The organism is Methylobacterium sp. Leaf94 (genome assembly GCF_001426045.1).
Lineage (GTDB): Bacteria > Pseudomonadota > Alphaproteobacteria > Rhizobiales > Beijerinckiaceae > Methylobacterium.
Genome location: NZ_LMRM01000034.1, coordinates 233,731 through 252,216, shown reverse-complemented (window position 1 = coordinate 252,216; position 18,486 = coordinate 233,731). Strand labels below are relative to the sequence as shown.

Annotated in this window: 16 protein-coding genes and 1 pseudogene; 9 read left to right on the top strand and 8 right to left on the bottom strand. The window is 70.8% G+C overall.

Going from position 1 to position 18,486, the window contains the following annotated elements; genetic code table 11:
- Positions 1–54: 54 nt before the first annotated feature.
- Positions 55–1,826, bottom strand: a pseudogene (locus ASG63_RS16670) (methyl-accepting chemotaxis protein).
- Positions 1,827–2,201: 375 nt separating this feature from the next.
- On the opposite strand from ASG63_RS16670, the gene ASG63_RS16665 reads away from it, so the two are divergent.
- Positions 2,202–2,558, top strand: a complete 357-nt coding sequence (locus tag ASG63_RS16665; RefSeq protein WP_056218697.1) for a hypothetical protein — start codon at positions 2,202–2,204, stop codon at positions 2,556–2,558.
- A gap of 21 nt (positions 2,559–2,579) precedes the next feature.
- Here ASG63_RS16665 and ASG63_RS16660 read toward each other — a convergent pair whose 3' ends face one another.
- Entirely contained in the window at positions 2,580–3,221 is a 642-nt protein-coding gene (locus tag ASG63_RS16660; RefSeq protein ID WP_056218694.1) for a TetR/AcrR family transcriptional regulator, read from the bottom strand.
- Positions 3,222–3,432: 211 nt separating this feature from the next.
- On the opposite strand from ASG63_RS16660, the gene ASG63_RS16655 reads away from it, so the two are divergent.
- Together ASG63_RS16655 and ASG63_RS25415 are read left to right on the top strand one after the other, a co-directional pair.
- Complete coding sequence (locus ASG63_RS16655; RefSeq protein ID WP_056218691.1) at positions 3,433–6,849, top strand: acyl-[ACP]--phospholipid O-acyltransferase; 3,417 nt, start codon at positions 3,433–3,435, stop codon at positions 6,847–6,849.
- A gap of 490 nt (positions 6,850–7,339) precedes the next feature.
- Entirely contained in the window at positions 7,340–7,597 is a 258-nt protein-coding gene (locus tag ASG63_RS25415; RefSeq protein WP_156394224.1) for a hypothetical protein, read from the top strand.
- A 10-nt stretch (positions 7,598–7,607) separates the two neighbouring features.
- On the opposite strand, the gene ASG63_RS16645 is transcribed toward ASG63_RS25415, so the two are convergent.
- Positions 7,608–8,792 carry an aminotransferase class I/II-fold pyridoxal phosphate-dependent enzyme gene (locus tag ASG63_RS16645; RefSeq protein ID WP_056218682.1) on the bottom strand — a complete coding sequence of 395 codons (1,185 nt, stop codon included), beginning with the start codon at positions 8,790–8,792 and terminating at the stop codon, positions 7,608–7,610.
- Positions 8,793–9,026: 234 nt separating this feature from the next.
- Between ASG63_RS16645 and ASG63_RS16640 the strand changes: the two genes are divergently transcribed.
- A complete protein-coding gene (locus ASG63_RS16640; protein ID WP_018046001.1) occupies positions 9,027–9,410 on the top strand; it encodes a response regulator in 384 nt (127 codons plus the stop codon).
- A gap of 49 nt (positions 9,411–9,459) precedes the next feature.
- A complete protein-coding gene (locus tag ASG63_RS16635; protein WP_056218680.1) occupies positions 9,460–9,993 on the top strand; it encodes a protein phosphatase CheZ in 534 nt (177 codons plus the stop codon).
- On the opposite strand, the gene ASG63_RS16630 is transcribed toward ASG63_RS16635, so the two are convergent.
- Both ASG63_RS16630 and ASG63_RS16625 read right to left on the bottom strand, forming a co-directional pair.
- On the bottom strand, positions 9,994–10,908 hold the full coding sequence (locus ASG63_RS16630) for a TIGR01459 family HAD-type hydrolase (protein ID WP_056218676.1): 915 nt from the start codon (positions 10,906–10,908) through the stop codon (positions 9,994–9,996).
- 88 nt (positions 10,909–10,996) lie between these two features.
- Complete coding sequence (locus ASG63_RS16625; protein ID WP_056218672.1) at positions 10,997–12,454, bottom strand: EAL domain-containing protein; 1,458 nt, start codon at positions 12,452–12,454, stop codon at positions 10,997–10,999.
- A gap of 245 nt (positions 12,455–12,699) precedes the next feature.
- On the opposite strand from ASG63_RS16625, the gene ASG63_RS16620 reads away from it, so the two are divergent.
- The 3 genes from ASG63_RS16620 (at position 12,700) to ASG63_RS16610 (ending at position 15,624) form a co-directional block, all read left to right on the top strand.
- A complete protein-coding gene (locus ASG63_RS16620) occupies positions 12,700–12,921 on the top strand; it encodes a heavy-metal-associated domain-containing protein (protein WP_056218669.1) in 222 nt (73 codons plus the stop codon).
- A 229-nt stretch (positions 12,922–13,150) separates the two neighbouring features.
- A complete protein-coding gene (locus ASG63_RS16615; protein ID WP_056218667.1) occupies positions 13,151–14,824 on the top strand; it encodes a formate--tetrahydrofolate ligase in 1,674 nt (557 codons plus the stop codon).
- A 122-nt stretch (positions 14,825–14,946) separates the two neighbouring features.
- Complete coding sequence (locus ASG63_RS16610) at positions 14,947–15,624, top strand: spermidine synthase (protein ID WP_056218664.1); 678 nt, start codon at positions 14,947–14,949, stop codon at positions 15,622–15,624.
- A gap of 7 nt (positions 15,625–15,631) precedes the next feature.
- On the opposite strand, the gene ASG63_RS16605 is transcribed toward ASG63_RS16610, so the two are convergent.
- The 3 genes from ASG63_RS16605 to ASG63_RS16595 all read right to left on the bottom strand — a co-directional run bounded on the left by ASG63_RS16605 (position 15,632) and on the right by ASG63_RS16595 (position 16,971).
- Complete coding sequence (locus ASG63_RS16605; protein ID WP_056218660.1) at positions 15,632–15,838, bottom strand: hypothetical protein; 207 nt, start codon at positions 15,836–15,838, stop codon at positions 15,632–15,634.
- A 142-nt stretch (positions 15,839–15,980) separates the two neighbouring features.
- Positions 15,981–16,307, bottom strand: coding sequence for a hypothetical protein (locus ASG63_RS16600; protein ID WP_244479942.1), 327 nt, complete (start codon positions 16,305–16,307; stop codon positions 15,981–15,983).
- 94 nt (positions 16,308–16,401) lie between these two features.
- Positions 16,402–16,971, bottom strand: coding sequence for a GNAT family N-acetyltransferase (locus ASG63_RS16595; protein WP_056218658.1), 570 nt, complete (start codon positions 16,969–16,971; stop codon positions 16,402–16,404).
- A gap of 295 nt (positions 16,972–17,266) precedes the next feature.
- On the opposite strand from ASG63_RS16595, the gene zapE reads away from it, so the two are divergent.
- Entirely contained in the window at positions 17,267–18,445 is a 1,179-nt protein-coding gene (zapE, locus tag ASG63_RS16590; RefSeq protein ID WP_056219477.1) for a cell division protein ZapE, read from the top strand.
- Positions 18,446–18,486 lie beyond the last annotated feature (41 nt).

Sequence of the window (18,486 nt, the reverse complement as noted above, 5' to 3'; positions counted from 1 at the left end):
GCACCGTCTCGTCGATGGAAACCAAATCACCGTGTCCGGCGCTTTGCCGGCCATCTATGCCGCCCGCACCGTTGCGAGAAATTGACGGACCTGGGCGTTCAAGTGCTCGGACTGGCGTGACAGCTCGGAGGCGGCGCCCAGCACCTGGGCGGCGGCCGCGCCCGTCTCTTCGGCCGCGCCGGCTACCCCCGAAATGTTACTCGTGACTTCGCTCGTCCCCATCGCAGCCTGCGCGACGTTGCGCACGATTTCCTGGGTGGCGGCCCCCTGCTCCTCCACCGCCGCCGCGATCGTCGTTGCAACCCCGCTGATGTCCTGAATACGTGCGGTGATGCTGCCGATCGCCGAGACGGCGCGCTCTGTCGAGCCCTGGATCTGGGCGATGTGCCCGCCGATCTCCTGCGTGGCCCGCGCCGTCTGGTTGGCCAGCTCCTTGACCTCGGCGGCCACCACCGCGAAGCCCCGGCCCGCCTCGCCGGCCCGCGCCGCCTCGATGGTGGCGTTGAGCGCCAGCAGGTTGGTCTGCCCGGCGATCGAGGTGATCATCGTGACCACGTCGCCGATGCGCGCCACGGCCGTGTTGAGCTGCTGGACCAGCTCAGCCGTCTCGGCGGCCTCTCGAACCGCGCTCTGCGCCATCGTGGCGGACGTGCTGACCTGGCGGCCGATCTCCTGCACCGAGGAGCCRAGCTCCTCGGCCGCGGCCGCCACGGTGTTGACGTTGGAAGCGGCTTCTTCCGCCGCGGCAGCGACACTGGTCGTCTGGTTGGCGGTCTGGGTGGCGGTGCCGGCCATGCTCTGGGCGGTGGCCTGCAGCTCGGTGGCCGAACTCGTCACCATGCCGATCTGGTTGGCGGTCTGGGTGGCGGTGCCGGCCATGCTCTGGGCGGTGGCCTGCAGCTCGGTGGCCGAACTCGTCACCATGCCGAKGATGCCGCCCACCGCCCCTTCGAAGCTGTCGGCCATCGCCCGCATCGTCGCCTGGCGCTGCGCCTCCGCCCCCGCCCGCGCCTGGACCGTGTCCTCCTCAAGGGCCCGCATCCTGATCAGACCGTCCTTGAACACCTGGACGGCGTCCGCGATGGTGCCGATCTCGGTCCGGGCGCCCTGGTGCGGGATGGTCACGAAGAGGTCGCCGCCCGCCAGCGCCTGCATGGGCCGGACCACGGCGCGAATGCCGTGCGTGACGCCGCGGATGATCAGGAAGGCGGACAGCGCCGACATTGCGAGAGCCACCAACATAGCGGTGAGACCCAGGGTCTGGGTCTGCTCGAAGATGGCCATGCTGCGGGCCTGCGCCTGCGCGGCGCCGTCTTTGTTGAGGGCCGCGAGCTTCTCCAGGGTGTTCGACGCGGCGCGGCGAACCGACAGGCCCTTGCTCTCGTAGAGCTCGAAGGCTTGGGCTTTCTGTCCGCCGCGCGAGAGATCCAGGATGGCTTGGCGGATCGGCAGGAAGGCGGCCGCATCGCGCCGGTAGCTGTCGTAGAGAGCACGCTCCTCCGGCGAGGCGATCATCGGCTCGTAGATCGCCCGGCGATCGGCCAGCTTCTGGTCGAAACGCACGAGGTCCGCCTCGATCGAGGCCGTCAGCTTCGGGTCGGTGGCCTGATATGCGTAAGCACGACCGCGCTGATGCGGGCCGTGACCGTATCGATCTCGCCCAGGGCGCGGATGCTCGGAAGCCAGTTCGTTTCGACCTCCAGGCTCTGCGCGCGCATGCGCTGAGTGCTGAAGAGTGCCGAGAGGCCCAGGCCGACCACGAAGACGGTCAGGAGCGAGAAGGCCGCGATCAGACGGCGGCGGATGAAGAGATTTTGGACGGACACGACGAACTTCATCGGGTGCCGCCTGGAGCAAATCAACACGCGCGGCGAGCAGCCACAACGCATTGCGGATGCTTAAAATCTTGCGTTCACGAATGAATTGTTCTGAACCCCTGGTTGCACCAGCGAGAACCCATCAGAGCTTCTGGAAATCTCGCGATTTGTTGCAGCTCCGATATCAGTCCGAGGTCTCAGACCTTGCGCCGATCGAAATCTCAATCCTGTCGCAGGGCGAAACCCCGACTGGCGTCACGGATTTTGCGCCGTCGGCATGGGGCCGAATACGATCGGAGGGCTCCGGCCCAACGGCGATCTAATCCTTACAAATTGAATCATGTGGTTCACGAAGTCGCGAGCGACGCAGCGGATGATGGTGTCATGGCCATCGATCCCTTCACACCGCGCAATCTCGCCTCGGCCATCGCCTTCGGGGGTCTCGTGACGATGATGATCGCGCCGGAGCCGAGCTGGCATTCCGCCGGCATCGGCCTCGCCTGCCTCCTCGCGTTCGGCGGCCTGTCGCTCCTGCCTGCGCCGCGGTCCGAGTTACACGACTCGGGGTCTTCGACCGCCAAGCGCCGCGGCGGCCGGCCGAGGACGGACGACGCGCGCGAGGTCCCGGCCCGGGCGGAGCCGGCGTACAAGGCGCCGGAGCCGCCGGCATCGCGCGGTCTCACCGATCCCCATCCCGCCCTCTTCAAGGGGATGCGGACGCGCCGCAGCAGCGTCCTGTAGGATCCACCGGCCCGAGGGCGCTCAGGCGCCCGCGGTCTCGGGCCTTCCCCGGTCCGGCCCGTCGAGGAAGCGTCGGACAAGCAAACGCGCGAGGTCCCGGGGCGATTCCGGTGTCAGCACCGCGAGCTTGCGCGAAGTCGAGAGCGAAGCGAGGCCGTGCAGGGCAGCCCAGAGGGCCGCCACCGCCTGCCGGCGCTCGTCCGGGTCGGGGATCATGGGGGCCAGCACGCGGGCGACGAGGTCGGTCGTCTGGCCCAGGGCTTCGGCGTACCAGTCCGGGAAGGGGCTGTCGGGCGCGATCTGGTGCTCGAAGACGAGGCTCCAGACCTGGGGATCCGCGGCGACGAAGCCGAGATAGGCATCGGCGAGGGCCAGGGCCTTGTCGCGCGGTGCGGCGTCCGGCGTCACCGCGGATTCCAGGGCCGCGTGCAGGCGGGCGAGGGTGCGGGCATTGACCCGCATCATCACCGCATCGAGGTCGCCGACGGCATTGTAGATCGAGTTCGGCGCATACCCGATGGTGCTGGCCAGCCGCCGCATCCCGAGGCCGCGCAGGCCCTCCCGCCGGACGAGGTTCTCGGCGGCCTTCGTCACCAGCGCGAGGAACTCGTCGCGGTTGTGCTCGCCGCGCGGGCCCGTGCCCCGTTTCTCCACCCGTGCCATCCTGTTTCCCGCTCCGTGGATCCCGAGGTCGGGTCATCGTCCCCGTGCGGCACCGCACCGGCCGACTTCTCAGATTGCACGCCGTGCAATCGCGCCATTGAACCCCATCTGCGGCGGCGATATGTTTTGAACGTTGTTCAAATGACGCGTGGTTCACCATTTGACGCTATCGCCGCGTGCGGGCAGTCATGCGTCGTCCGAGGAGACTTCCATGTTTCGTACCTTGATGACGACGCGCCGCTTCGCACCCTTGTTCTGGTGCCAGTTCTTCTCGGCGTTCAACGACAACTTCCTCAAGAACGCGCTCGTATTCCTGATCCTGTTCAAGGTGGGCGGTGCGGGCGGTGGCAGCTCGCCGATGCTGGTCACCCTGGCGGGCGCGGTCTTCATCGGCCCCTTCTTCATCCTGTCGGGCCTCGGCGGACAGATGGCGGACCGCTACGACAAGGCGCTCATCGCCAAGCGGTTGAAATTCGCCGAGATCTTCGGTGCGGCGGCGGCGGCCCTGGGGTTCTGGCTGCACTCCGTGCCGGTGCTGTTCGTGGCGCTCGGCCTGTTCGGGACGATCGCGGCCCTGTTCGGGCCGATCAAGTACGGCATCCTGCCCGACCACCTGCGCCGGGACGAACTGACCGCCGGCAACGCCCTGGTCGAAGCGGCGACCTTCCTCGCCATCCTGCTCGGCACCATCGTGGCCGGCCTCGCCACCGCCATGGGCGGCGGCGCGCTGGCCTTCAGCACGATGATCATGGTGTTCGCCGTCCTGTGCTGGCTCTCGGCCCGGGCGATCCCGTCCACCGGCGAGGGCGCGCCGACCCTGCGGGTCGACCCCAACGTCGCCCGCTCCACCGGTGCCCTCCTGCGCGATCTCTGGAGCGACACCCGGCTGTGGCGCGGCTCGTTGATCGTGAGCTGGTTCTGGCTCGTGGGCGCCGTGGTGCTGTCGCTGCTCCCCGTCCTGGTGCGCCAGAGCCTCAACGGCTCCGAGACCGTGGTGACGACCCTGCTCGCCGTATTCTCCATCGGCATCGCGGTGGGCTCGGGGCTGGCCTCCTGGCTCGCCAGCGGTCGCATTGTGCTGCTCCCCACCCCCGTCGGCGCCCTGCTGATGGGCGCCTTCGGGCTCGATCTCGCCTGGACGGTGGCGCATCTCGGGCCCGTCTCCGGCGATCCCTCGGACGCCTGGGACTTCCTCACCACGGGGACGGGCCTGCGCGTCACCCTCGACCTGTTCGGCCTCGCCGTCGCCGGCGGCCTCTACATCGTGCCCTCCTTCGCCGCCGTGCAGGCCTGGACCGACAAGGACAAGCGGGCCCGCGTCATCGGCGCCGTCAACGTGCTCACGGCCGCCTTCATGGTGACGGGGGCGCTGGGCCTCGCCGCCCTCCAGGGCGCCGGCTGGTCGATGGCTGCGCTCCTGACCCTGCTCGGCGTGCTCAACCTCGTGGCGGGCGTGGTCATCCTGGCCGTCCTGCCGACGAGCCCGTTCCGCGACTTCCTCTCGATCCTGTTCCGGGCCTTCTACCGCCTGGAGGTGCGCGGCCTGGAGAACGTCGAGAAGGCCGGCCCGAACGCCATCATCGCCCTCAACCACGTCTCGTTCCTCGACGCGCCCCTCGCGCTCTCCCTCTTGGACCAGGAACCGGTCTTCGCCGTGGACCACGGCATCGCGCAGCGCTGGTGGGTGAAGCCGTTCCTGGCGATGACGAAGGCGATGCCCCTGGACCCGACACGGCCGCTGGCCACCCGCACCCTGATCAATGCGGTCAAGAGCGGCGAGACGCTGATCATCTTCCCCGAGGGGCGCCTCACGGTCACCGGCAGCTTGATGAAGGTCTATGACGGGGCCGGGCTCATCGCCGACAAGTCCGGGGCCATGGTGGTGCCGGTGAAGATCGACGGCCTGGAGAAGACGGTCTTCTCGCGCCTGTCGAAGAACCAGGTGAAGCGGCGCTGGTGGCCGAAGGTCACCGTCACGATCCTTTCGCCGGTCGCCCTTAGCGTGGACCCGGCCCTCAAGGGCAAGGCTCGCCGGCAGGCGGCGGGCGCCGCACTCTACGGAATCATGTCCGACCTCGTCTTCCGCACCACGGAGATCGACCGCGGCCTGATGCAGGCCCTCGTGGAGGCGGGCGACCGCCACGGCTGGCGCCGCACGGCCGTCGAGGATCCGACCGGATCGTTGAGCTTCTCCCGGCTGGTGATGGGCGCCAACATCCTCGGGCGGAAGCTGCAGGGGCTCGGCACCCCCGGCAAGCCCCTGGGCGTGATGTTGCCGAACGCCAACGGTGCGGCCGTGACCCTGTTCGCCCTGGCCTCAGCCGGGAGGGTTCCGGCCATGATCAACTTCTCGGCGGGCGCCGCCAACGTCCTGTCGGCCTGCAAAACTGCCGAGGTCGACACCATCCTGACCTCCCGCGCCTTCATCGAGAAGGGCCGCCTCGGCGCTCTCGTGGAGGCGATCCGGGGGGCCGTCACCCTCGTCTACCTCGAGGACATCCGGGCCGGCATCACGACGGGCGACAAGCTGCGTGGCTTCCTCTCCAAGCGGGCGCCCCTGGTGCCCCGGCGGGGCGACGACCCGGCCGCGATCCTGTTCACCTCAGGCTCGGAAGGCGCACCCAAGGGCGTGGTGCTCGCCAACCGCAACATGCTCGCCAACACCGCGCAGGTGGCCGCCCGGATCGATTTTGGGCCGAGCGACAAGGTGTTCAACGTGCTGCCGGTGTTCCACGCCTTCGGGCTGACGGCCGGCCTGGTGCTGCCCCTGGTCTCGGGCGTCCCGGTCTACCTCTATCCCTCGCCTCTGCACTACCGGATCGTGCCCGAGCTGATCTACGGCTCCAACGCCACCGTCCTGTTCGGCACCGACACCTTCCTGGTGGGCTATGCCAAGACCGCCCATTCCTACGACCTGCGCTCGCTGCGCTACGTCGTGGCCGGGGCCGAGGCGGTGAAGGAATCCACCCGCAAGACCTGGGGCGAGAAGTTCGGCCTGCGCATCCTGGAAGGTTACGGCGTCACCGAATGCGGCCCGGTGGTCGCGCTCAACACCCCGATGTTCAACCGCTTCGGCACCGTGGGCCGCCTCCTGCCCGGCCAGGATTGGCGGCTGGAGCCGGTGCCCGGCATCGCGGAGGGCGGACGTCTCGTCCTGCGCGGTCCCAACATCATGCTGGGCTACCTGCGGCCCGAGCGCCCCGGCAGCATCGAGGCGCCCCCCGAGGGCTGGTACGACACCGGCGACATCGTCGCCATCGACGCCCAGGGCTTCGTCACCATCAAGGGCCGGGCCAAACGCTTCGCCAAGATCGCCGGCGAGATGGTGTCGCTGGCCAGCGTCGAGGCCCTCGCGGCCGAGCTGTGGCCCGATACCCCGAGCGCCGTCGCCGCCGTGCCGGATGCCCGCAAGGGCGAGCGGCTGGTGCTGTTCACCGAACGCAAGGACGCGACCCGCGCCGCCTACCAGAGCTTCGCCAAGGGCAAGGGCGTGCCGGAGATCGCGATTCCCGCGGAGGTGGTGGTGCTGGAGCGGGTGCCCATGCTCGGGACCGGCAAAGTCGATCAGGTCAGCGTGGTCAAGCTCGCCCACGAGCGCGCGGCCGGCCAAGCGCCCGCCGCCGCCTGACGGATCCGCGGCGGCCGAAAGCCCCGCGGCGCCCCGAAACGACGCCGTATCGGCCCGCACACGACGGGTCGGAGCGCAGGGTCGCCGGCCCGGATCCCACGCGGACCGCGCGGTCCCGTGGGCCGGGCAGCGTCCCCATAGCCCGGCAAACGGCCGGTTGGACGTCTGTTTGGGACGCCGAGACAACAGATATGGACTCACAGACCAAGCAACCGACTCAACCCGGCGGCGGGATTGCTTATGCTGTTGCAGACGCTGCAGGACCCGACGAGCGGGTCGTGCAGGGGGACGGGATCACGGGCGCGCACGGCGCGCCGCGCTGGGTCCCGCGCAGATGGCAACAGGCGTGATGACCGCTGACATTCGCAAGCTCCGACCTCTCGGCGACGGGCCCGGCCCGACGAACGCGACGGCAGGGATCGGCGCTGTCGCACGCGCGGCCCTCCCCACCCACGGCAACACCCAGGATTCCCGGAGGAGACTCATCGTCGTGACGGAAAAGACCCATCCCGAAGCCTTCGGTCACACCCCACCCGCCGAAGAGAGCCACCTCGCGGATGGAACAGCGGATACCGATGTGACCGTCCTGACGGGCGAGACCGGGGACGCGGCACCGATCGTTCGCCGTCGCGGCCCCCTGGTCACGCGCTGGATCGGCTTCTCGGCCCAGCGCCGGCGGGCGCGGGAGCGATCGAACCGGCTCCAGGACCGGCATCACGAGGCCGGCGGCGCACGCTCCAACTCCTGATCCGTCCGGGTCAGGTCTCCGGCGAAACCCGTGGGCCGATGCCGAGCGCCCGCAGCGCGTCGGCCAGGCCGTCGACCTGCGCCGGGTCGTGTGCGGCCGAGAAGGCCACGCGCAGGCGGGCGGTGCCGGCCGGCACCGTGGGTGGCCGGATCGCGACGACGAGGAAGCCGCGCGTCTCCAGGGCGGCCGAGAGCGCGAGCGCCGCCTCCGCCGTCCCGACGTGGACGGGCACGATCGGGCTCGTCGCCTCGGGCAGTCCGAGGCGCGCCGTGAAGCGGCGGGCCAAGGCCAGGGGGCGGGCAGCCCGCTCGGGCTCCGCCTCGATGATCTCCAGCGCGCGCAGGGCGGTTGCGGCCGAGGCGGGCGGCAGGCCGGTGGTGTAGACGAAGCTGCGGGCCCGGCTGGTCATGAGGTCGACGACGTCGCGCGAGGCGCAGAGATAGCCGCCATACGAGCCCAGCGCCTTCGACAGCGTGCCCATCTCCAGGGGCGCGCGGGCCCCCGCCTCCACCACGCCGAGACCGTGCGCATCGTCCACCAGCGTCCAGGCATCGTGGGCGGCGGCAACCTCCAGGATGGCGTCGAGAGGCGCGCGGTCCCCATCCATGCTGAAGATCCGCTCGGTGAGGATCAGCGCGCGTCCGTGCCGGCCGCGGCGCGCCGCCAGGATGTCCCGCAGGTGGCCGACGTCGTTGTGGCGGAAGCGCAGCATCGTCGCGCCCGAGACTTGCGCCCCCGCGAACAGGCAGGAATGACCGAGGGCGTCCACGAGGACGAGGTCCCGGGCGCCGGCCAGGGCCGGCACGATGCCGAGATTGGCCATGTACCCGCTGCCGAAGACCAGGGCCGCGTCCTTGCCCTTGTGGGCGGCCAGCCGCGCCTCCAGGGCGGCGAGGACGGGATGATTGCCGGTGACGAGGCGGGAGGCGCCGGCGCCGGCGCCGTAGCGCGCCAGCGCCTCCTGTCCGGCGGCGATCACGCGGGGATCGTCGGAGAGCCCGAGATAGTCGTTGCACGAGAACGAGATCAGCGTCCGGCCGTCCCGGTGCGCGATCGGACCGGGTCCGCGCGCGGTGTCGATGAGGCGGCGGCGCAGGGCGCGCGCATCGAGGTCGTCCAGGGCCTGCCGGGCGAAAGCGTCGAGGCTGGACGGTGCGGAGTCGGAGGTGTCGGGCGGGGGCGGCGCGAGGGACATGCCCCCCGCATGGGGGCGAGCGGGGCGGCCTTGTCAAGGCGAACGGAGTCCATCCCCGCCACGCCCGGACATTCCTGAAGTCAAGACAAGATGGGCCGCGTGGGCAGTTAACCGCTTCGCAATGCGAAGCTGCGTAGTTTCATCGCCAAGGGGCGCCCAAACCTTGGCGTTCCGGCCCATTCCCGGAGGGTCGTGCCCAGGCACGGGCCCTCCCCTGACGGAGCACACCGACCCATGGCCCTCGATCTCGGCATGCCGATCCTCGTCGTCGACGATTATCAGACGATGGTCCGTATCATCCGCAACCTCCTCAAGCAGCTGGGCTTCGAAGAGGTCGACGACGCCTCCGACGGAACCGCCGCCCTGGCTCGCCTCAAGAACCGCAAGTACGGCCTCGTCATCTCCGACTGGAACATGGAGCCCATGACGGGCTACGAGCTGCTGCGCCACGTCCGGGCCGACGAGGCCCTGCGCACCACCCCGTTCATCATGGTCACCGCCGAGTCGAAGACCGAGAACGTCATCGCCGCCAAGAAGGCCGGCGTGAACAACTACATCGTCAAGCCGTTCAACGCCGCCACCCTGAAGAGCAAGATCGAAGCCGTCTGCGGCGCCTGATCGATTCGAGACATAGCCCAGGAACACCGAATCGAGGAGCCGGGAGCCCATGGCACTCGCCAAGCAGGCGCGGAACGTGAATCCCGCGTCGGATAAGCCGTCCTTGATCCGTGAGTTGGTCGAGATCGCGGACTACATCGCCCATCTGCGCAACGAGATCGCCGCGCTGCGGGCCAACGAGCTCACCCGGGATCGCCTGCCGATGGCGCACGAGGAGCTCGGCAGCGTGGTGGCCGCCACCGCGGGCGCCACGAATTCCATCATGAACACGGCCGAGGAGATCCTCGGCCTGCCGGACGACAAGAACTACCGCGCCACCGTCGAGGCGCGCATGAACGACATCTTCGAGGCCTGCACCTTCCAGGACATCACCGGGCAGCGCATCGCCAAGGTCGTGGAGGCCCTGCGCCAGCTCGAGAGTCGGCTCTCGCGCTTCGCCAGCGCCGTCAAGGCCAAGGACGAGGGCGGCATCGACCCGGAGGAGGTGGAGCGCCGGGTCCGCAAGGAACTCCTCATCCTCAACGGTCCGCAGCTCCACGGCCCGGCCGTCGCCCAGGACGAGATCGACGCCCTCTTCGCCTGATCACCAGACCAGGCGCTCGATCACCGCGTCGGGCCGGACCGCCTGACGATCGAGCCAGTCCGCAATGTCCCCGAGCGTCGCATGCGCCGTCGAGACGCCGAGCTCCTCGGCGTGGATGCCGCGCGCCACCAGCAGGCTGGGGATTCCGAAGGCCGTCGCCCCGGCGATGTCGGTGCGCAGCGCATCGCCGATGGCGAGCACCCGGGCGGGCTCCGGCGGCGCCCGGTCGTCGAGACTGCCTGCGAGCGCGAGCGCCGCCTCGTAGACGGGGCGATGGGGCTTGCCGGCATAGGTCACCGCGCCGCCGAGGGCCGCGTAGGCCTCCGCGATCAGCCCCGCGCAGGGAATGAGCTCGCCCCGGCGCTCGACCACGAGGTCGGGATTGGCGCAGATCATCGGCACGTCCCGGGCCCGCATCGCCTCCAGCGTCCCGCGGTAATCCTCGGCGGTCTCGCAGGTATCGTCGAACAGGCCGGTGCAGATGACGCGCTCGGCCTGCGCCACGTCGACCAGGGTCACGTCGAGGCCGTTGAAGATCGTGGCATCGCGCTCCGGTCCGAGATGATACAGGCGCTCGCCCGGGTGGGCGGCGACCAGGCTGCGCGTCAGGTCGCCCGAGGTCAGGATCGCGTCGTAGGCGCCCCGGGGCACGCCGAATCCGTCGAGGATCGCCTGTACCCCGGCCCAGGGACGCGGCGCGTTCGAGACCAGGATCACCCGGCGGGGCCGCCCGCTCTCCGGAAGGGCGCGAAATCGCGTCAGGGCGTCGCCGGCTCCCGGATGCGCGTTGGTGCCGTCGTGCAGCACGCCCCAGACGTCGCACAGGATGAGATCGTAGCCCGCGGCGATCGTCGCGAAGCCGTCCAGGGTCGGAACGGGCCGGGACGGGCCGGGACGGGCGGGCGTATCGGGCATGCGGCGGGCCTCGAGCTGACGGGCGGGCGTTTCGGGGAGCGCCGCCCGGTTAGGCGGGACCTCCGGGAAAAGCAACGCCGCGCGGGTCTCAGCCGGCCCGGCGCAGGAAGTCGCGGAACGGGCGGCGCTGGGGCGGCGGCTCCGGATCCTCGCTCGGCGGAGTCGGCTCGGACGAGGCCGGGGCCGCCTGGAGCACCTCGGCGCGCACCACCCGGGCCGGCGCGAACACGCTGCCCTGCGCCAGGGGCACATCGAGCTCGATGAGGTCGGGCACATCGGTCTCGCGCTCCACGCCCTCGGCGACGAGGCGGATGCCGGTCCGCGCCAGGGAAGCTACGAGGTCCTCGAGGGCGATGTCGGGCATGGCCTGGCGCGAATCCGGGCGCAGCAGCAGGTCGGCCGGGACCTTCACCTGTGCGACCCCGCGATCCGCGAGGGCCAGGGGATCGAGGCGCAGGTCGAGGGGGCGGTCCAGGATGAAGCCGATGCGTCCGCGCAGGTCGGCCAGGGCGCCGGCCTGCTCCGCGTCGAGGTTGCGCCAGCTTGCCTGCGGCAGGGCCAGCATGACCCGTCCCGACAGGTCCGGCGCTCCTTCGACGAGGCGCCCGAGCGAGCGCAGGAAGCCCGGCTCGAACAGGGAGCGCGGCGACAGGCCGTAGGCCACCGCCGCCTGGCTGCCCCGCCCGGCGAGGTGCTGGGCGATGGTGGCGACCCGCTGGAGCATGCGGCGGTCGAGGTCGGTGGTGCGCCCGTGGCGCTCCAGCACCGGCACGAACGCCTCCGGCATCAGGGTCTCGCCGGCCAGGCGCAGGCGTGCCATCGCCTCGTAGGACACCACCTTGCGCTGGGGCAGGGACACGATGGGCTGGAGGTGGACCTCCAGGCCGGCGGCGTCGAAGGCGGCGATCAGGGCCGCGTCGCGCGCGGGGTCGCGCACCGGGGCCTCGGCCCGGCCGAGGGCCCGCGGCGTCCAGGGCGCGACCAGCGGCGGATCGGTGCGCCGGAGAGGCGGCGCGTCGAAGCGCGGCTCGGGGCGAATTTCAGGCTCCGGAGCGATGACCCGCGGCACGGGGTGGAGCGGAGGAGCGACGGGCGGAACGACGGGGGCGGGCACGGCCTTGAGGCCGGCGATCTCGCCGTCCTGCGCCGCCACCACGGCCGCGAGTTCCCGCACGATGCCGCTGAGGAGACCGATCTCGGCCGTGACCTCCTCGATGCCGGCGCTGAGGTCGCGGGGATCCGGGCCGGGGGCGCTCGCGGGAAGCCCCGCATCGACGGCCCGGACCTGCTGCTCGGCCAGGGCGCGGGTCACCGTCTCCAGCCGGACCAGCCGCTGCGACAGCACGTCCACCTCGCCCGACAGCTTCTCGCACCGGGCGGTCAGCGTGCCCGCGCGGCGATGGGCGACGAGGGCCGCCACGAGCCCGAGGCCCGCGAGCCCGAGGCTCGCCCCGAGCGGGGAGAAGACCGCGAGCGGCCCGAGAAGGCAGAGCCCGAGCAGACCGAGGGCCCACAGGCTCGTACGCCGGCCGATGATCCGGGCCATCGGAGTCTTCGATCCTCGATACGACAGGGAAATACGGGTGCCGGTCCGACCTCGGCCGGTCCGGCGTTCTTTTGTTGCCGAGACGCTCCCGGCCCACAAGCCACCGGACGGCCCCGCAAACGGATTTTCCCGAACTGTGTCCTGTGCTTCCGGGACGTCCCACGCGGCGCGCGCCGGACCGCTTGCATCGGCGTCGCGAGGCGCCACAATGCGCCCCGCGGAACGAGAAGCCCGGAGCGAACCTCATGGACGCGACGCCATCGGACCTCCTGATGCAGGTGGAGGGCATGACCTGCGACGGCTGCGCCGCGGCGGTGTGCCGGGCCATCCAGCGCCTCGACCCCGAGGCCAAGGTCGCGGTCGACCTCGATCACGGACGCGTCGCGGTGACGACCACCGCTCAGGCCCTGAGCATCGCGGAGGCGCTGAACGAGGCCGGATACACAGCGAGTGCCATGACGGGCTGACACAGGTCTGATCCCAAACAAATTTTTGCCTGCAAATTCAAAATTTCCGACGCGCTTTTGCTTGTCCCTTCACGCAAACTGATGCGATCGATGATGCGTGGCCGCTCGGCCGATCCGCACGGCCCAACGTCGGCGGATCCGGTCCTGGCGGCGAACGACGAACGCCAGCGGACGGAATGCGGCCTTGCCGGACCCGATCGCGCAAGAACAATCCGGGAGAAACGCACCAATGCCCTCAGATATCGAGATCGCGCGCGCGGCCACGCTTCAACCGATCACCGAGGTCGCCGCCAAGATCGGCATCCCGGACGACGCGCTGCATCACTACGGCAAGCATATCGCCAAGATCGATCACGCCTTCATCAAGTCGCTCGAGACCAAGTCCGAGGGTAAGCTCGTCCTCGTGACGGCGATCAGCCCGACGCCGGCCGGCGAGGGCAAGACCACCACCACGGTCGGCCTCGGCGATGCGCTCAACCGCATCGGCCAGAAGACCGTGATGTGCCTGCGCGAGCCCTCGCTGGGGCCCTGCTTCGGCATGAAGGGCGGCGCGGCCGGCGGCGGCAAGGCCCAGGTCGTGCCGATGGAGCAGATCAACCTGCACTTCACCGGCGACTTCCACGCCATCACCTCCGCACACAGCTTGGCGGCCGCCCTCATCGACAATCACGTCTACTGGGCCAACGAGCTCAACATCGACGTGCGCCGCATCCACTGGCGCCGCGTGGTCGACATGAACGACAGGGCCCTGCGCGCCATCACCCAGTCCCTCGGCGGCGTCGCCAACGGCTTCCCCCGCGAGGACGGCTTCGACATCACCGTGGCCTCCGAGGTGATGGCGGTGTTCTGCCTCGCCAAGGACCTGGACGACCTCGAGGCGCGCCTCGGCCGCATCGTCATTGCCGAGACCCGCGACCGCAAGCCGGTGACGCTCAAGGACGTCAAGGCCACGGGCGCCATGACGGTGCTCCTGAAGGACGCCCTGCAGCCCAACCTCGTGCAGACCCTGGAGGGCAACCCGGCCCTGATCCACGGCGGCCCCTTCGCCAACATCGCCCATGGCTGCAACTCGGTGATCGCCACCCGCGCGGGCCTCAAGCTCGGCGACTACGTGGTCACGGAGGCCGGCTTCGGCGCCGATCTCGGTGCGGAGAAGTTCATCGACATCAAGTGTCGCCAGGCCGGCCTGAAGCCCTCCGCAGTGGTCATCGTCGCCACCGTGCGCGCTCTCAAGATGCATGGCGGCGTCTCCAAGAAGGAGCTCGGCTCCGAGAACCTCGAGGCCCTGGAGAAGGGCTTCGCCAACCTGGCGCGCCACGTCGCCAACGTGCGCAGCTTCGGCCTGCCCGTCGTCGTGGGTGTCAACCACTTCTACGCCGACACCGATGCGGAGCACGCCAAGCTGAAGACGCTGTGCCGGGACCAGCTCCAGGTCGAGGCCATCACCTGCAAGCACTGGGCGGAGGGCGGTGCCGGCGCCGAGGAGCTCGCCCACGCCGTGGTCAAGCTCGCCAACGGCGAGCAGAAGCCCCTGAGCTACGTCTACGAGACCGAGACCAAGCTCACCGACAAGATCCTCGCCATCGCCACCAAGCTCTACGGCGCCGGCGACATCCAGGTGGAGTCGAAGGCCGCCACCAAGCTCGCCCAGTTCGAAAAGGACGGCTACGGCCACCTGCCCGTCTGCATGGCCAAGACGCAGTACTCGTTCTCCACCGACCCGAGCCTGATGGGCGCGCCCTCGGGCCACCTCATCGCGGTGCGCGACGTGCGCCTCTCGGCGGGCGCGGGCTTCGTCGTGGTGATCTGCGGTGAGATCATGACCATGCCGGGCCTGCCCAAGATCCCGGCCTCGGAGGGCATCCACCTCGACGCCAACGGGCAGATCGAGGGGCTGTTCTAGCCCGCACGAACCCGCCCCCCGCGTCGGGCGGGGGGCGGGTCGGCGCCGCGGTGCCACGTGATCCGGTCGGCGACCCGTGCTAGCCAGGGTCGCATGATCCGCCCTACCCGCCAGTCCCCCTCGTGATCCCCTGGGTCGTCCTCGGCACCGCGCCCGTGCCGGGCGGGTCGGACTCCCTGCGCCTGCTGCAGCGGGGCACCGAATTCTCGATCCAGCTCGGCCACAACGAGCTGATGAACAGCCGGCTCAGCGGCTCCGAGGAGGCGCTGGCGACCCTGACCGCCGCGCGGCTCGGGCTCCGGACGAATGCCTGCTGGCTGATCGGCGGCTACGGCATGGGCTTCACCCTCCGGGCCGCCCTCGACGCCCTGCCCGCGGAGGCCCGGATCGTGCTGGCCGAGCTCGTGCCGGCAGTTCTGGACTGGGGCCGCGGCCCCCTGGCGGGCCTCTCGTCCGAGGCGCTGTCGGACCCGCGCGCCGAGGCGCGGGTGGCGGACGTCGCCGCGGTGATCCGCGCAGGGCGCGGGGCCTACGACGCGATCCTCCTCGATGTCGACAACGGCCCGGACGGGCTGACGCGCCGCGCCAACGACCAGCTCTACGACGCCGCGGGCCTCGCCGCCGCACGGGCCGCCCTGCGCCCCGGCGGGGTTCTGGCCGTGTGGTCGGCCCATCCCGATCCAGCCTTCACCCAGCGACTGGCGCGGGGCGGCTTCCGGGTGGAGGCGGTCGGCGTGCGGGCCGGGCGCTCGCGCGGGGCGCGCCACACCATCTGGCTCGCCGAGCGACCGGCCCGGTGACGGGAGCTCAGGCCGAGGCACTCCGGCGCTCGCGCTGCCGGCTGAGGCGGGTCGCGCCGTAGATCGCGGCGAGCTGGCGCCGGGCAGCCTTGACGGGGGCTTCGTTCCGCTCGGCGCAGGCGGCCCTGATGATGCGCAGGGCATCGGCCACGGAACGCTCGAGGCGCGCTTCGGCCGGCCGGCTCAGCGGGCGGGTGGTCTCGGTCCGGTCCATGCTGGGCCCCTCGTCGGCGAGCCCGTCCTCTCCCGGGGCGGGTCCCGGCGGCGACCATCGGCAGAGGGCGGGGCGGCAACAAGGCAGCGTGGCCGTAAGCGCGGGCGCAGGTCGGCGTCAGGCGACGGAATGCCCCCGGACCTCAGTCCCGGCCCTGGCCCTCGTTGAACTTGTCGCGACAGGTATAGCCGACGAAGCACTTGGGATCGTCCCGGGTTGTCTCCCAGGACGGCAGGGTGGTTTCCGGCAGCGGGCAGAACCCGCCGTCGCGCACGAAGCGCGCGTAGGTCGCCGGCCCCGTACTCATCACGACGGCGCCGGCCCGGGCCACCAGGGCCGCGGCTTCGGCGCAGGTCATCGCGCGGGTGTCGGGACGGGCCTGGGCATCGGTCTGGGCCAGGGCCGCGCCCGGCAGGAGAGCCGTGCAGGCGAGGAGGACGGACAGGCTCCGCCGCGAAAGATCCATCATGGTGCCCCCTGGCCGAACCCGGGCGGGGGGAACTCGTCCGGGCGGCGTCATACCGGCCACGATACCTCCCGGACCCCGTGCGGCAAAGCCGGACTCACGCCGCCGTGAGGGCGAGGGTGAAATCCACCGCCTCGGTGACGCCCTCCTGCCACAGGGAGACGGGGGTCGGCCGGGCGAGATGCAGGGCGCCGTCCGCCTCGCCGCCGGTGATGCGCAGGTCCGCGCCGACCTTGGCGGCGAGGCCCCGCATGGGCCGGTTCCAGGCAAGGCAGCGCACGTGCAGGTCGCGCACGCCGCGGTTGCGGGCCGCGGCGGCGATCCGCCGGAACAGGGCTTGGCCGAGGCCATGGCGGCGATAAGCCTTCTCCACCGCGAAGGCGGCCTCCGCCTCGGTCCCGAGGACGAAACCGGGCGGCGGCGCGGAGGTGGGACGCAACTCGCCGAGCCCCCGCAGGGTGCCGTCGACGAAGCAGCCGAACATCAGGCCCTCGGCGCTCAGGGCGTTGCGCGCATAGGTGAGCGCGGCCGCGTCGCTCAGCGCGCCCATGAAGCGGTTGGCCCGGGTCTCCGGGTCGAGCCGCAGGAAGTAGGATTCCACCGCCGGGCCATCGTTGGGCCACAGGCGGCGGAGGATCGGTTGAAGGGTCGGATGCGTATCGGGCATCGGGTGCCGGTCTCCGGTTTCGGGGCGCGCAGGACGTGCCGGTTCCGGGCGTAGCCTCCCTCAAGGCGGATCAGATCTGGCATCGCTGCCACATTTGTGCAATGCAGCAAAGCGACCGGCTGCCGCGCGTCCGGCGCCGGAACCGGATCCGGGGCTTGATCCCGCGGGGTGGCCGCGTCAGACCGGCAGATCCACCGGCCGCCCGATCCCCTTCCTCCGCGAACAGGTCGCCCACACCGTGAACGCCCCCTCCTCCTCGGGCCTCGCGCCGTCGAGCCAGGCCAAGGCCGGCGCCGTGTCCCCCGGTCCGGTCTCCGACCGCTACGAAGCCCTGGTCCGCACCGCGGCCATCGAGCGCGACCCGGCGCAGATCCACTTGGTGCGCGCCCTCGACCGCCTGGTGCTGGAGCTCGGCCGCCGCAAGCGCGCCCGCAAGGGCAGCGCGCTCGGCTGGCTGTTCGGCCGCCGGGACGATGCCGCGACGACGCCCAAGGGGCTCTACATCTGGGGCTCGGTGGGACGGGGCAAGACCATGCTGATGGACCTCTTCCACGAGGCCGCCCCCGAACCGAAGCGCCGGGTGCACTTCCACGGCTTCCTCGCCGACGCGCACGAGCGCATCCACGCCCATCGCCAGGCCCTGAAGGCTGGCACCGCCAAGGGCGACGACCCGATCCCGGTGGTGGCCGATGCCCTGGCCGACGAGGCGACGCTGCTCTGCTTCGACGAGTTCACCGTCACCGACATCGCCGACGCGATGATCCTCGGCCGCCTGTTCGGCGCCCTGTTCAAGCGCGGCGTCACGGTGGTGGCGACCTCCAACGTCGAGCCCGACCGGCTCTACGAGGGCGGCCTGAACCGCGCCCTGTTCCTGCCCTTCGTCGCCGAACTGCAGGATCGGGTGGAGGTGCTGCGCCTCGATTCCCGCACCGATTTCCGGCTGGAGAAGCTCGGGGGCGCCTCGGTCTATCACGTGCCCGCGGACGGCACGGCGGCGGCGGCCCTGGCGGCTGCGTTCAAGGGCCTCACCGGCAAGGCCAAGGGCCGGCCCGCGACCCTGCGGGTGAAGGGGCACGATGTGCCGGTACCCGAGGAGACCGGCGGCGTTGCCCGCTTCGGCTTCGCCGACCTCTGCGCCCAGCCGCTCGGCGCCTCCGACTACATGGCGGTGGCCCGCGCCTTCCACACGGTGATCGTCTCGGACATCCCCGTGATGGGGCCGGACAACCGCAACGAGGCCAAGCGCTTCATCACCCTGGTGGACACCCTCTACGACGCTCACGTGAAGCTCGTCGCCTCGGCAGCGGCCGAGCCCCAGGCCCTCTACACCGCCACCGAGGGGCGCGAGGCCTTCGAATTCGACCGCACGGTCTCCCGCCTGATCGAGATGCGCTCCTCGGAATACCTCGCCCTGCCGCACGGGGCCGGCGATTCCGGCGCGAGCGGGTCGAGCGCCGGCCTGGTCGAGACCTGAACCGCGAGACGCGAGAGCCGGGAGGGCCGACCGTCACCGGT

Coding starts and splice junctions, on each gene's coding strand:
- ASG63_RS16605 (WP_056218660.1), bottom strand. CDS start 15,838: ATGGACCGGACCGAGACCACCCGCCCGCTGAGCCGGCCGGCCGAAGCG.
- ASG63_RS16660 (WP_056218694.1), bottom strand. CDS start 3,221: ATGGCACGGGTGGAGAAACGGGGCACGGGCCCGCGCGGCGAGCACAAC.
- ASG63_RS16630 (WP_056218676.1), bottom strand. CDS start 10,908: ATGCCCGATACGCCCGCCCGTCCCGGCCCGTCCCGGCCCGTTCCGACC.
- ASG63_RS16640 (WP_018046001.1), top strand. CDS start 9,027: ATGGCCCTCGATCTCGGCATGCCGATCCTCGTCGTCGACGATTATCAG.
- ASG63_RS16655 (WP_056218691.1), top strand. CDS start 3,433: ATGTTTCGTACCTTGATGACGACGCGCCGCTTCGCACCCTTGTTCTGG.
- ASG63_RS16615 (WP_056218667.1), top strand. CDS start 13,151: ATGCCCTCAGATATCGAGATCGCGCGCGCGGCCACGCTTCAACCGATC.
- ASG63_RS16625 (WP_056218672.1), bottom strand. CDS start 12,454: ATGGCCCGGATCATCGGCCGGCGTACGAGCCTGTGGGCCCTCGGTCTG.
- ASG63_RS16620 (WP_056218669.1), top strand. CDS start 12,700: ATGGACGCGACGCCATCGGACCTCCTGATGCAGGTGGAGGGCATGACC.
- ASG63_RS16600 (WP_244479942.1), bottom strand. CDS start 16,307: ATGATGGATCTTTCGCGGCGGAGCCTGTCCGTCCTCCTCGCCTGCACG.
- ASG63_RS16645 (WP_056218682.1), bottom strand. CDS start 8,792: ATGTCCCTCGCGCCGCCCCCGCCCGACACCTCCGACTCCGCACCGTCC.
- ASG63_RS16635 (WP_056218680.1), top strand. CDS start 9,460: ATGGCACTCGCCAAGCAGGCGCGGAACGTGAATCCCGCGTCGGATAAG.
- ASG63_RS16595 (WP_056218658.1), bottom strand. CDS start 16,971: ATGCCCGATACGCATCCGACCCTTCAACCGATCCTCCGCCGCCTGTGG.
- ASG63_RS16665 (WP_056218697.1), top strand. CDS start 2,202: ATGGCCATCGATCCCTTCACACCGCGCAATCTCGCCTCGGCCATCGCC.